At 65.4% G+C, this 12,540-nt stretch carries 11 protein-coding genes and 2 tRNA genes; 6 read left to right on the top strand and 7 right to left on the bottom strand.

The window, feature by feature from the left end; genetic code table 11:
- Positions 1-47: 47 nt before the first annotated feature.
- Positions 48-512: a hypothetical protein gene (locus WDB71_RS08710; RefSeq protein ID WP_341501192.1), complete on the bottom strand. Its 465-nt coding sequence runs from the start codon at positions 510-512 to the stop codon at positions 48-50.
- A 93-nt stretch (positions 513-605) separates the two neighbouring features.
- On the opposite strand from WDB71_RS08710, the gene WDB71_RS08705 reads away from it, so the two are divergent.
- Complete coding sequence (locus tag WDB71_RS08705) at positions 606-974, top strand: GFA family protein (RefSeq protein ID WP_341501191.1); 369 nt, start codon at positions 606-608, stop codon at positions 972-974.
- A gap of 65 nt (positions 975-1,039) precedes the next feature.
- On the opposite strand, the gene WDB71_RS08700 is transcribed toward WDB71_RS08705, so the two are convergent.
- Both WDB71_RS08700 and WDB71_RS08695 read right to left on the bottom strand, forming a co-directional pair.
- Positions 1,040-1,116 (bottom strand) — tRNA-Pro (locus WDB71_RS08700).
- Between the two features lie 73 nt (positions 1,117-1,189).
- Positions 1,190-1,266: transfer RNA gene (locus WDB71_RS08695), tRNA-Pro, on the bottom strand.
- Between the two features lie 219 nt (positions 1,267-1,485).
- On the opposite strand from WDB71_RS08695, the gene WDB71_RS08690 reads away from it, so the two are divergent.
- A complete protein-coding gene (locus tag WDB71_RS08690) occupies positions 1,486-1,857 on the top strand; it encodes a diacylglycerol kinase (RefSeq protein ID WP_341501190.1) in 372 nt (123 codons plus the stop codon).
- Positions 1,858-1,912: 55 nt separating this feature from the next.
- Here the strand turns inward: WDB71_RS08690 and WDB71_RS08685 are convergent, their stop codons facing one another.
- Both WDB71_RS08685 and WDB71_RS08680 read right to left on the bottom strand, forming a co-directional pair.
- On the bottom strand, positions 1,913-3,766 hold the full coding sequence (locus WDB71_RS08685) for a DUF3413 domain-containing protein (RefSeq protein ID WP_341501189.1): 1,854 nt from the start codon (positions 3,764-3,766) through the stop codon (positions 1,913-1,915).
- A 63-nt stretch (positions 3,767-3,829) separates the two neighbouring features.
- Positions 3,830-4,051 (bottom strand): DUF1414 domain-containing protein, encoded by a 222-nt coding sequence (locus WDB71_RS08680; RefSeq protein WP_341501188.1) that lies wholly within the window; start codon positions 4,049-4,051, stop codon positions 3,830-3,832.
- A gap of 66 nt (positions 4,052-4,117) precedes the next feature.
- Between WDB71_RS08680 and yejK the strand changes: the two genes are divergently transcribed.
- Positions 4,118-5,134: a nucleoid-associated protein YejK gene (yejK, locus tag WDB71_RS08675; protein WP_341501187.1), complete on the top strand. Its 1,017-nt coding sequence runs from the start codon at positions 4,118-4,120 to the stop codon at positions 5,132-5,134.
- A 186-nt stretch (positions 5,135-5,320) separates the two neighbouring features.
- Here the strand turns inward: yejK and WDB71_RS08670 are convergent, their stop codons facing one another.
- Entirely contained in the window at positions 5,321-6,667 is a 1,347-nt protein-coding gene (locus WDB71_RS08670) for a dihydroorotase (protein WP_341501186.1), read from the bottom strand.
- Between the two features lie 69 nt (positions 6,668-6,736).
- On the opposite strand from WDB71_RS08670, the gene WDB71_RS08665 reads away from it, so the two are divergent.
- The 3 genes from WDB71_RS08665 to WDB71_RS08655 all read left to right on the top strand — a co-directional run bounded on the left by WDB71_RS08665 (position 6,737) and on the right by WDB71_RS08655 (position 10,702).
- Positions 6,737-7,564 (top strand): M23 family metallopeptidase, encoded by an 828-nt coding sequence (locus tag WDB71_RS08665; protein WP_341501185.1) that lies wholly within the window; start codon positions 6,737-6,739, stop codon positions 7,562-7,564.
- A gap of 135 nt (positions 7,565-7,699) precedes the next feature.
- Positions 7,700-10,018 (top strand): alkaline phosphatase D family protein, encoded by a 2,319-nt coding sequence (locus tag WDB71_RS08660; protein ID WP_341501184.1) that lies wholly within the window; start codon positions 7,700-7,702, stop codon positions 10,016-10,018.
- Positions 10,019-10,129: 111 nt separating this feature from the next.
- The gene (locus tag WDB71_RS08655) at positions 10,130-10,702 is read left to right on the top strand and encodes a PhnA domain-containing protein (protein ID WP_341501183.1); all 573 of its coding nucleotides are present in this window, start codon (positions 10,130-10,132) and stop codon (positions 10,700-10,702) included.
- Between the two features lie 49 nt (positions 10,703-10,751).
- Here the strand turns inward: WDB71_RS08655 and WDB71_RS08650 are convergent, their stop codons facing one another.
- On the bottom strand, positions 10,752-12,512 hold the full coding sequence (locus tag WDB71_RS08650) for a PDZ domain-containing protein (protein ID WP_341501182.1): 1,761 nt from the start codon (positions 12,510-12,512) through the stop codon (positions 10,752-10,754).
- Between the last annotated feature and the right edge of the window lie 28 nt (positions 12,513-12,540).

Below are 12,540 nucleotides of genomic sequence, written 5' to 3'. Positions count from 1 at the left end.
GGCCAGGGGCCGCGCTCAGGCCATGATGACACAGCCAGGGGCGGCCCTTAAAGGCCGCGATAGTCGCCGTCCACCAGGAAGTCGTCCAGCACGGCGGCCAGGTCGTCCAGGGCGTCTTCGGGGATGGGGGCGGTCCAGTCGTCGCCGCCTTCTTCCTCCCAGAAGTAGCGGCGCAGGGCCTCGGCAAAGGGATGGCCTTCCTCCATCAGCGCCCGCCAGGTCCCCAGCCAGAGGATGCGGCGCAGGCCGCCGGTGAGGTGGTTGAGTTCGTCCATCAGCACCTCGGGGTGATCGGTGCTCTCGCAGACGGCCTCGAAGCGGGCCTTGGCGGCCTCCTTCTTGTCCTCATCCAGCTCGCCGGCATGGGCGATCAGCTCCAGGTAGTCGCCGCACAGGTAGTCCTTGAGGGCGTCGAGATCGTCGAAGGTGCCGAATTGGGTGCCGGTTTCGTCCAGCAGGGTGTGGGCAAAGCTCTCGTCCAGGTGGCAGAGGCAGTAGCTGTCGGGTTCCATGGGCGCTCCGCAAAGGGGAAAGTCCCTATTGTAAACCAATTGGCGCCTTCGTAAGACCATGATAGCGTGGCAAAAACGACCAGGGAGAAGGGTATGAAACGGCGTGAGGCGGCCTGCAGCTGCGGGCAATTACGATTGGTGGCCGAGGGCGAGCCGCTACGGGTATCGGCCTGCCATTGCCTGGCCTGCCAGCGGCGCTCCGGCAGCGCCTTTGCGGTGCAGGCCCGCTTTCCGGAAGAAAAGGTGGCACTGCAGGGGGAGGGCAGGGACCATGTGCGCCCGGGCGGCAGCGGCCAGGCCATCAGCTTCACCTTCTGCCCCCACTGCGGTTCGACCCTCTGCTATGCCTGCCAGGCCGAGCCCGGGGTGATCGCGGTGCCGGTGGGGCCTTTGCCGATCCGGCCTTCCCGGCGCCGACCCTGTCGGTATACGAGGAACGGCGCCATGGCTGGTGTGAACTGAGCGGTGAGATGGAACACATGGCATAACGAAAAAGCCCCCACCAGATGGTGAGGGCTTTCTCTTTTTGGTCGGCGCGAGAGGATTTGAACCTCCGACCCCTGACACCCCATGACAGTGCGCTACCAGGCTGCGCTACGCGCCGTTACCATGAGACTCGGCTGAGCGTGGGGAATAGCCACCGAGAATCCGTGATTTTGACAACCCCGGCGGGTTGATGGTCGGCGCGAGAGGATTTGAACCTCCGACCCCTGACACCCCATGACAGTGCGCTACCAGGCTGCGCTACGCGCCGTTGACCATTTTTGTCTCAGTAAGCGTGGGGGCTTGCCGCTGAGAACGGGGACAAGTTTACTCATAACGGCCTGCCATGCAAGCCTAAAATGGTCCTTTCGGTGTGTTTGCTTCCTTTTTGGCCCGCTTGCTGCTCTTTTATACGTTATTCATCTGCCAGCGGTTTTCAGGGCTTGGGCCTTTGGTGATAATGGGGCGGTTTTCAGTCAAGGAATCGCCCATGAAATCCCACGGACGCAAGGGTTTTGCCCGGATCTGGGCCGCCGCCCGCTACTCCATGAAGGGCCTGGCGGCCGCCTGGCGCAACGAGGAGGCCTTCCGCCAGGAGAGCCTGCTGATGCTGGTGATGCTGCCGGGGGCCTTCTGGCTCGGCGAAAGCGCCATGGAACGGGCCCTGCTGATCATCCCGCTGTTTGTGGTGGTGCTGGCCGAACTGCTCAATTCCGCCATAGAGGCGGTGGTGGACAGGATAGGCCTGGAGCGCCACGAGTTGTCCGGCCGGGCCAAGGACATCGGCAGCGCCGCGGTGCTGGTGTCGCTGCTGCTGGTGGCGCTGGTGTGGGGCCTCAAGCTGGTGGAGCGCTTCTGGTAGGCGTGCAGCCATGAAAAAGGGCGGCCATGGGCCGCCCTTTTTTGATGTTCCTGGCTCAGCGGTAGAAGCGCTTGAGCTCCTTGAGCGCGTCCATCAGCACCGCCACCCGGATCTTGGCGTCGGGGAGCTCCCGGTAGTCGTTGTCGCGGATGCTGTACTGGCCCAGCTTGTTCATCACCATGACCCGGTCCGGCTGCACTATGGCGAAGTCGTGGTAATCCCCCAGCACCACCCACTGGTGGCCCTGGTCGGCGAACAGGCTCATGCCGCTGGCATAGCGGCTGGCCGGCAGTTCGCAATCCAGGCCGGTGCCGAGCAGGGTGGGTACCAGATCCTGGTGGGCGGTCAGCTTGTCATGGCGGGCCGGGGTCATGCCGGGCCAGTGGATCAGCAGCGGCACCTGGGTCTGGAACCGGGAGAAGCTGGAGTTGTAGCCCCACTGGCCGTCGGCCATGTCGTTGAAGGCCATGCCGTGATCCGAGGTCACTACCACTATGGTGTCGTCCAGGCGGCCCTGCGCCTTGAGGCCGTCCAGCAGCGGCGCCAGCAGGCTGTCGCTGTAGTGGGCGGCGTTACGGTAGCGGTTCTTGACCGGGGTCGGGTCGCTGTCCCTGTCCAGCTCGTTGAGGTTGACCACCTGCCAGTCCGGCTGGAAGGGGTTCTCGTAGCCGTTGGGGGTGGAGAAGTGGGCCGGCGCGCTCAGCTGCAGGTAGCCGAAGAAGGGCCCCTGCTGCTTGGCCAGCCAGCCCTGCATGGCCTGGGCCGCCTTGGCGTCGCGCCTGGAAATGGTACCGGTGAAGGCCGCCGCCCCACCGGCCTGGTGACGCAGGGCCGTGGTGTCCAGGCCGCTCTGGGCCAGGCCCTCGGAGGAGAAGATGCCGAACGCATAGCCGGCCTTGGCCAGGGTGCCCATCAGCACCGAGTCGTTGCCGCCGATGGCCACGGCGTCTTCGTAGACGGCGGGCAGGCCGTAGAAGAGCGAGAAGAGCCCGTCCTTGGCGTCGTTGGAGCCGGAGAAGTGGCGCTCGAAGACCTGGAACTCATCCCGGTACCGGCTCAGGCCCGGCATGGCCGCCAGGGCATCCGGCCTCAGGCCGTCCACCACCACCAGCAGGATATTGGGGCTGCGGCGGCACTGGCCGGCGTCCAACGGCAGGCGCAGCAGCGATTCGCTGCCTTCGGCCTGGCGCTGCTTGCGCTTGTAGTCCTCCATGTCCAGCAGGCCGTGGCGGGCCATGAAGGTCTTGGCGGTGGCCGGGTAGGACAGCGGGAACACCGCGCCCTGGCGCATGATGGGGTAATAGAGGTTGGCGTCGGCCCAGACGTGCAGCAGGTGGGAGCTGAAGAAGCAGCTGACGAAGACGGTGGCCAGGTGGAAGCCGAGCTTCTTTTCCTTGAACTTGCTCTGGCGCTTCCAGAACCAGTTGCCGGCGGTCAGCTCCAGGGCGAAGATCAGCACCGCCAGGCCGCCCAGGGCCATCCAGGTGAAATAGCCTTCGCTGAGCACCTGGCCTTCGCCGCTTTTGAGCAGATCCCAGATGAAGTTGTTCAGGTGCAGCCGGTACTGGCCGAACACGAAGGTGTCGGCCAGCAGCACCAGCTGGCCGGCCGTGGCCAGCACCGCCCCCGACAGCCTCACCAGCCGCGGCATGGGCAGCAGGATCGACAGCGGGAACAGGGTGATCACGAACAGGATGAAGGTCAAAAAGGCGAAGTGCCCGGCCCAGGTCACCACCGTATAGGCGACGCCCAGCAGGCTGTCGGGCAGGCCGCTTTCCAGCAGGTAACGGCTGCCGATGACCATGGCCAGCAGGATGTTGAAGAAGGTGAACCAGTGGCCCCAGTTGATCAGCCTGGAGATGCGATTGGCCAGACGGGCGTCGTTCTTGGCTTCCTGCTGCTCTGTCATCCGCTGCGTTATCTCTTGATGGATATGGGTTTTATTCTCACACGATTGGCGTGAAGGGGGCAATCAGGAGGCGGTCTTGACGCTCTGCAACAGCGACTTGCCGATCTGCTCGGCCACGGCCTGGCGCTTGGCGGCGGGAATGTCCTCGTTGAGGATATTGGACAGGGCGTTGCCCAGGGCCATCATGCTCAGGTCGACGGGGGCCTTTTCCTGGGCCAGCAGGGCCAGGATCTGGGTGGTCAGGTTGGCCAGTTGGTCGTCGCCGTATTTGGAGATAATGGGCATGGGAAAATCCTTCAGAAGCAATAAAGCTGCTATGATAGCACGCCCTTTTACAGAACCTGTGTGGCAATGAGTATTCGCGTCGATCATCTGATTTTGCACCGCCTGGAGCTGAACCAGGAAGGCCTGCTGGCCGTGCGTCCCCGGGACAGCAGCCTGGCCGCCACCGAGGCCGTCACCCAACTGGTTACCGAGCTGCACAGCGGTTACGCCTCCAAGCCCGGCAAGGCCTTTGCCGCCTTCCACGAGGCCGGTTCTCCCTTTGCCGAGGCCCTGGCCTCCTTCCTGGACGGCCAGCAGGATTTCGTGGCCTTCTCCCACCAGGGCGCCGACCGGCTGATGGAGGAGATGAACAAGTTCGCCATCCTCGAGCCCGGCTACCTGCTGCTGGCCCATTACCACCACCTGGCGGTGGAGAAGCTGCTGGTGATGCAGCTCAAGGCCTCCGAATCGGTCACGGTCACCGACAGCCTGGAGCTGGGCCAGACCCGCTTTTTGGAGATGAAGAGCCTGCAGCTGGCCGCCTGCATCGACATCACCGCCTGGCAGACCGAGCCGGAGCGCCGCCAGTACATCAGCTTCATCAAGGGCCGGGCCGGCCGCAAGGTGGCCGACTTCTTCATGGAGTTCCTTGGCTGCGAGGAAAGCGTGGACGCCAAGGCCCAGAGCAAGGCGCTGATGAGTGCCGTGGACGACTACTGCGCTGCCAGCGACCTGGCCAAGGAAGAGCGCCAGGCCGCCTGCAAGCAGGTGTTCGACTACTGCAAGGGCCAGGCCCAGGCCGGCGAGGAAGTCAGCATCAGCGAGCTGGCCGAGCAGCTGCCGCCCTGGGAAGGGGCGCCCAAGTTCGACGACTTCGCCAAGGGCGGCGATTACGGCCTGGAAGAGGCCTTTCCGGTGGACAGCAACGCCCTCAGGCCCCTGGTCAAGTTCTCCGGCACCGGCGCCGGCGTCACCGTCAGCTTCGAGGAAAAGCACCTCAACGAGCGGGTCTTCTACGACGCCAACACCGACACCCTGACCATCAAGGGCACGCCACCGAACCTGCGGGATCAGCTGCGCCGCCGCTTTGGGCTTTCTGAATAGGCTTAGCTCAACCATCCAAGCGGCACGGCGGGCCACCTGCTGAAACCTGGGCCGGGATCGGCTGCGCCGCCGCCTTGGGCTGTCAGATTAGTGTCTGGGTGAGGTAGGCGACTGCACTCGGCGGGCGCTACAAGCTGAATTGAAAAAGGGGCCGACCGGCCCCTTTTTTATTTAGCGCTGTGTCGCTCAGCGGCGGTTAAAGCGCAGCCGCTGGCCGGCGTCGACCCTGAGCAGCTCGGCGCCGTCGAAGACGTGCTGGCCGTTGACCCAGGTGCCGGCGATGCTGTGGCTGAAGTTGAAGCCGTCGAAGGGGCTCCAGTTGCAGTGGTAGCGGATGTTGTCCTTGGTGATCAGCTGCGGCTGGTTGGGATCCACCAGCACCAGATCGGCGAAGTAGCCTTCGCGCAGGTAGCCGCGGCCTTCCAGCTGGTAGCGCTCGGCCACGGCATGGCTGAGCTTCTGCACCGCCAGCTCCAGGCTGAAGTGGCCCTGCTTGACCAGCTCCAGGGTGGTCTGCACCGCGTGCTGGACCAGAGGCACGCCTGAGGGCGCCTTGAAGTAGGGGTTCTGCTTTTCTTCCCAGGTGTGGGGGGCGTGATCGGTGGCGATGATGTCGATGACGCCGTCCTTGACCGCCTGCAGCAGGGCCGCCTGATCCTCGGCTTCCTTGACGCTGGGGTTGCACTTGATCTGGGCGCCCAGGCGCTCGTAGTCACCGGCGTTGAAGAACAGGTGGTGGACGCAGGCCTCGGCGGTGATCTGCTTCTTGGCCAAATCGGCCAGGGTCGGGGCGGCCTCGAACAGGGCCAGCTCGTCCTTGGTGGTGATGTGCAGCACGTGCAGTCGGCTGCCGAAGCGCTTGGCCAGGCCCACCGCCATGGACGAGGACTTGTAACAGGCTTCCCGGGAGCGGATGCGGGCGTGCTCGACCATGGGCACGTCCTCGCCGTACCTGGCGCGGGCCTGGTCCTCCAGGGCCTGGATCATGGGGGTGTCTTCGCAGTGGGTGGCGATCAGGGTGGGGCAATCGGCGAAGATCTGCTCCAGCACCTGCTCGTCGTCCACCAGCATGTTGCCGGTGGAGGCGCCCATGAAGATCTTGACGCCGCAGACGTCATTGGCGGGCAGGCGGCGGATCTCGTCCAGGTTGTCGTTGGTGGAGCCCATGTAGAAGCTGTAGTTGGCGGCGCTGCGACCCCTGGCCAGCTCGTACTTGGCCTCCAGCACCTCCAGGGTGGTGGTCTGGGGATTGACGTTGGGCATCTCCATGAAGGAGGTGACGCCGCCGGCGGCGGCGGCCTGGGACTCGGAGGCGATGTTGCCCTTGTGGGTCAGGCCCGGCTCGCGAAAGTGCACCTGATCGTCGATCATGCCCGGCATCAGGTAGCGGCCGGCGGCGTCGACCACGGTGGCGCCCTCGGCGCTGATGTCGCGGGCGATGGTGTCGATGCGGCCGTCTTTGATCAGCAGATCGGACTCGAAACGTTTGCCTTCGTTGATGAGGAGGGCGTTCTTGATCAGGGTACGGGACATGGGCTTTCCTTGTGGTTCAGCTTTGCGGCGTTATGATAGCGCAAAAGGTCGTAACATTTGGGAGCCGCCATGAAATTTCCCCTCCTTGTCGCCAGCCTGCTGCTCAGCGCCGCCGCCCAGGCCCAGATCCCCCTGCAGCTGGGGGGCGACATCCTCCAGGGCAGCCTGGTGCGGGGCCAGACCGCCCCCGGCGCCACCGTCACCCTGGACGGCCAGGCCCTCAAGGTCAGCCCCCAGGGCCATTTTGTGTTCGGCTTCGGCCGTGACGACGACAAGAGCCACCAGCTGGTGATCCAGCACCAGGGCGAGCAGCGCAGTGAAACCCTCAAGCCCAGGGCCCGCAAGTACGCCATCCAGAAGGTCAACGGCGTACCGGCCAAGACCGTCAACCCGCCCAAGGAAACCCTGGCGCGGATCCGCCGCGAGGGCGCCAAGGTGGCCAAGGCCAGGGCCCTGGACAGCGACCGCCTGGATTTCACCGCCCCCTTCCAGTGGCCCCTGACCGGCCCTGTGACCGGCGTCTATGGCTCCCAGCGCTACTACAACGGCGAGCCGCGCCGTCCCCACTTCGGCGTGGACGTGGCCGCGCCCACCGGCACCCTGGTCTATGCCCCGGCCCCCGGCAAGGTGGTGCTGGCCGAGCCGGATCTGTTCTATTCCGGCGGCACCCTGATCATCGACCACGGCTACGGGGTCTCGTCGTCCTTCCTGCACCTGTCGGGCCTGGAGGTGAAGGTGGGCCAGGAGATCAAGACCGGCGATCCCATCGCCCGGGTCGGCGCCACCGGCAGGGCCACGGGCCCGCACCTGGACTGGCGCATCAACTGGTTCAAGGAGCGCCTGGATCCGGCGCTGCTGGTGCCGCCGATGCCGAAACAGGCCAAGGCGGCCAAGTAAAAAACGGCGCTGGGCGGAGGTCTGACAACCACTTTTCAACCAATGGTGAATCTGTCACAGTAGTGTCAATGGAGGCGGCTAGACTTGGCCGCCTTCTGATTAGATGGACAAAAAATAAAATAAAAGGAAGGCACCATGACCTTGAGTCGCCGACACTTTCTGCGCACCCTGGCGGTCACCGCCTCGGCCGTGGCCGTGACCAGCACCCTGGCCGGTTGCGACAACAGCAGCGAAAGCAGCAGCCCCGAAACCCAGCCCAGCATCCAGCCGGGTCCCCAGTTCTTCCCCCAGTCCCTGATGTCCGGCGACCCCCGTCCCGACTCGGTGATCCTCTGGACCCGCCTTGCAGACGGCAGTGGCGACAAGACCCTGACCCTGCAGCTGTCCGACAGCGACAGCTTCGATGCCCTGCTGGTGGAAACCCGGCTCGACGTGCAGGCCGATTTCGACCACTGCCTCAAGGTCAGGGTGTCCGGCCTGATGCCCGGTCAGCATTATTACTACCGCTTCCTCTATGAAAAGGACGGCGTGCTGCACGCCTCCAACACCGGCCGCACCAAGACGGCGCCGGCCCAGGACGCCGACGTGCCGGTCAAGTTCGCCTTCGTCAGCTGCCAGGACTACATCGGCCGCTACTACAACACCTACCACAGCATCCTGGCCCAGGACGACATCGACTTCGTGGCCCACCTGGGCGACTACATCTACGAGACCACGGGCGACGCCTCCTTCCAGGCCACCGGCAGCGAGCGCAGCATCGCCTTTCGCGACAGCGAAGGGGCCCTGACCGTCGGCCAGGGCGAGGCCGCCTTCCAGGCCGCCCAAAGCCTGGACAACTACCGCCAGCTCTACCAGGAATACCGCAGTGACGCCCTGCTGCAGGAAGTGCACGAGCGCTTCCCGCTGGTGGCCATCTGGGACGACCACGAGTTCTCCGACGACTCCTGGCAGCAGAACGGCACCTACCTGGACGGCACCCGCAACGAGGCGAACCTGGCTCGCAAGCACAACTCCGAGCGCGCCTATTTCGAATACATGCCCATCGACCAGGAGCAGGCCGCCGATCCCGGCGTCAGCCTGGCCGACGGCCAGGTGGCCCTGACCGACGAGCAGCTGTTCCCCAACACCCGTATCTACCGGGATCTGCGCTTTGGCCAGCACCTGCACCTGTTCATGACCGACTACCGCAGCTTCAGGCCCGATCACCTGATCCCGGAAGACGCCTTCCCGGGCACAGTAGTGATGGACGAGGCCACCACCGCCGGCTTCATCGCCCAGGCCAAGGGCCTGCCCCTGGATCAGGCCACGGCCCTGGTCAAGAGCCTGTTCAGCCCCTACATCGACATCGACGATGCCGCCTTCGCCCAGCTCAAGGCGGTGCTCACCGGCGTCTTCCAGAACCTCTACATCGAGGCGCTGATGGCCAAGGGTGGCCTCAGCCAGGAAGAGGCCCTGGCCAAGGGCGCCGAGCTGGCCGGCAACGCCATCCAGGGCAAGCTGGCCACCGGCTACCTCAACGCCGTCATCGCCCAGCTGCCCGCCGAGCTGGGCCTGAGCCCCATCGACGACAGCGCCGCCGAACGCGGCATTGCCTTCTATTCCATGGGCAAGACCGATCTGTTCAACTTCCTGGGCGCCCGCTACCTGGTGATCAAGGACACCTTCGACATCTACGCCGCCTTCATGGAGCTGGTGGCCCGCGGCCAGGGCGGCTCGGTGCAGAGCGCCTACGACGCCAACCAGCTGGCCTGGCTGCAGGCCGGCCTGGCCGGCACCGACGCCACCCACAAGGTGGTGGGCAGCTCGGTGAGCTTCGCGCCGCTGTTGTTCGACCTGTCCGCGGACAGGCCCGATTCCGGCCTGGCGCTGCTGGAGAACATCCTCGACTCCGAGGTGGTGCCTGAGCTGCTCAAGCAGCGCTTCTACATCAACGTCGACCACTGGGACGGCTTCCCCCAGGTCAAGGCGTCGCTGATCAACGAGCTGTTCGCGCCGCTGGGCGTGGTCACCATCGCCGGTGACGTGCACTCCAGCTATGTGACCGAGCACGCCGCCCACGGCGCCACCGGCAATGTCAGCGTCGACTTCACCACCTCCTCGGTGTCGTCCGGTACCTTCGGCTCCTTCCTGACCGCCGGCCTCAACGGCATCCTGGCGCAGCTGGGCGGTGCCTCCCCCGAGGTGGCGCAGCTGCCGGCCTTCTTCGACCTGCTGGCCTTCACCGCCAGCCAGCGCGACGACGTGGCCTCGACGCTGCGCTTTGCCCGCATGCACGAGCACGGCGTGGCCGTGGCCGTGGCCGGCAACGACGGCCTGGAGGTGACCTACCACAACATCCCGGCCGCCGACGCGCTGGTGAAGCAGTCCCATTACCAGGATGCCGCCGGCTTCCTCGGCAATGTGGTGCAGCACCGCTTCCGCCTGGCCGACAACGCACTCAGCCAGCTGAGCTAAGGCCTGGATGGGTAGCAAAGGGCGGCCAAGGCCGCCCTTTTTCATGACCCCAGCAAGGGTGCGGGCATTTGTGCTATAGTCCGCGCACTTTTTTCCCGGCCAGGAATGGACATGAGCATCGAAAACCAACTGAAGGACAGGGCCGGCGGCCAGTGCGAGCTGTGCGGCGCCCAGGACAACCTCAGCCCCTACACTGTGGCCCCGGCCGCCGGCAACAGTGCCGACGACTGCGTGCTGCTGTGCACCAGCTGCCAGGGTCAGCTAGACAACCCCGAGACCGTCGACGTGAACCACTGGCGCTGCCTCAACGACAGCATGTGGAGCCAGGTGCCGGCGGTGCAGGTCATGGCCTGGCGCCAGCTCAAGCGCCTGTCCTCCGAGACCTGGGCCCAGGATCTGCTGGACATGCTGTACCTGGACGAAGAAACCCAGAAGTGGGCCGAGGCCGGCCTGGTCGATGAAGACGACGACGCCGAGCCGACCCTGGACAGCAACGGTGCCCGCCTGCAGGCCGGCGATGCCGTTACCCTGATCAAGGATCTCGAGGTCAAGGGCGGCGGCTTCACCGCCAAGCGCGGCACCCTGGTCAAGAACATCAACCTGACCAACAACCCCAAGCATGTCGAAGGCAAGGTCAACGGCGTGCAGATCGTGCTGGTGGCGGCCTACCTGAAGAAGGCCTGAGTGCGTTAATCCGGCATCAAAAAAGCGGCCCTGGGGCCGCTTTTTTCGTTCAGGGCCTGAGCCAGCCCTGTAGCCGCTCCGGCTCGGTGATGGTCAGCACCGCCGTGTCCCTGGGGGCGGGCAGGGGGCTTACTTCGAAGGTCAGCAGCTCGTCGCGGCGAAAGGCGTGCAGCTCGGCGGGGCGCTGGCCGATGCGCTGGACCATCTGCTCCAGCTTGCCGGGCAGGATCTTCAGGCCGTCAAGGGCGACCAGCTGATCGCCGGCGGCAATGCCGGCCCGGTCGGCGGCGCCACCGTGGAAGACGTTGACCACCTTGAGGCCGCCGTTTTCCGCCCTGGTCCGAATGCCCAGGGTCAGCCGCTCGGGGCGCTGCTTGCCCGGCTCGCCGCCCTTGTCGGTTTCGCCGGCGCCGGGCAGCCAGTCCAGCTTGACGCCGAAGGCAGCCAGCAGCGGCGCCAGGGGCAGATCCTGGGTGCTGTACAGGGCCAGCTCGAAGAACTCGTCCAGATCCGAGCCGGCCAGCTGCTCGGCCAGGGTACGGTGGCTGTCGTCCTCGGTGCCGATCCCCTCCACCCCGAATTCCTCCCAGAGCCGGACCATGAGCTGGTCCAGGCTGGCGCCGTTTTCGGTGCGCAGCCTCAGGGTCAGATCCAGGGCCAGGGCCACCAGGGCGCCCTTGGTGTAGTAGCTGACGATGGCGTTGGGGGCGTTCTCGTCCTGCTGGTAGAAACGGGTCCAGGCGTCGAAGCTGGACTGGGTCACCGTCTGCTTGAAGCGGCCGGCGCCGCGCTGGACCCGGGTCAGGGTGGCGGCCAGGCGATCCAGGTACTGCTCGGCGCTGACAAGCCCCGCCTTGTGCAGGAAGAGATCGTCATAGTAGGAGGTGATCCCCTCGTAGGCCCACAGCTGTTCGGTATGGCTTTCCGCATCCAGGGAGTAGGGAATGAAGGCGGCCGGCTTGATGCGCTTGACGTTCCAGCTGTGGAAGTACTCGTGGCTGCACAGGGCCAGGAAATCCTGGTAGTCGCTGCCGTCCCCTTCCAGGCAGTGGCGGCTGATCATCAGCGCCGTGGAATTGCGGTGCTCCAGGCCGCCGAAACCGTCGCCCACCACCTGGGTCAGGAACAGGTAGCGGTCGAAGGGGGCCGGCTCGCCGAAGAAGCGGATCTGCGCCGCGCACAGCCTGCTGAGATCCTTGGCCAGCCTGGCCTGGTCGCCGTAGTGGCGGCCGGTCAGCACCAGGGCGTGGGGGATGCCGCAGGCCTCGAATTCGATGAGGTCGAAATCACCCATTTCCACCGGGTGATCGATGAGGGCGTCGTAGTCGTCGGCGGCGAAGTCGCCGAAGCCCCAGTCCGGGCCTGTCAGCCGCTCCAGGGCGGTGGCCAGCTGCCAGTGGGGGGCCTCGTCGTTGGCGGTGACGGTCAGCCGTACCGGCTCCGCCTCCTGGCCTGCCACGGCCAGGAAGGTGGAGGTGCCGTTGAAGAAGCCGTGGCCCTGATCCAGGTGGGCGCCGCGCACCGACAGATCCCAGGCGTAGACTTCGTAGATCACCCGCACGGGGCCGTCACAGGGGGCCAGCTGCCAGCGATGCTTGGCGGTCTTGGTCACGGCCACCTCGTTGTCGTCCCTGTCCAGGGCCCTCATGGTGACGATGTGCTTGGCGAAGTCGCGAATGAGGTAGGAGCCGGGGATCCAGTTCGGCAGCCACAACCCCTGGCCGGCCGGATCCGGCCGGCCTATGGTCAGGGTGACTTCGAACAGGTGGCGCTGCAGGGAAGCGGGCCTGATGTGGTAATGGATCGACATGGGCTATATCTTTCAATGACTTTGCCAT

The organism is Gallaecimonas sp. GXIMD4217, from assembly GCF_038087665.1.
In the GTDB taxonomy this organism is placed as follows: Bacteria; Pseudomonadota; Gammaproteobacteria; order Enterobacterales; family Gallaecimonadaceae; genus Gallaecimonas.
The sequence above is the reverse complement of the archived record's forward strand: the minus strand, read 5'-3'. Positions and strand labels throughout refer to the sequence as shown.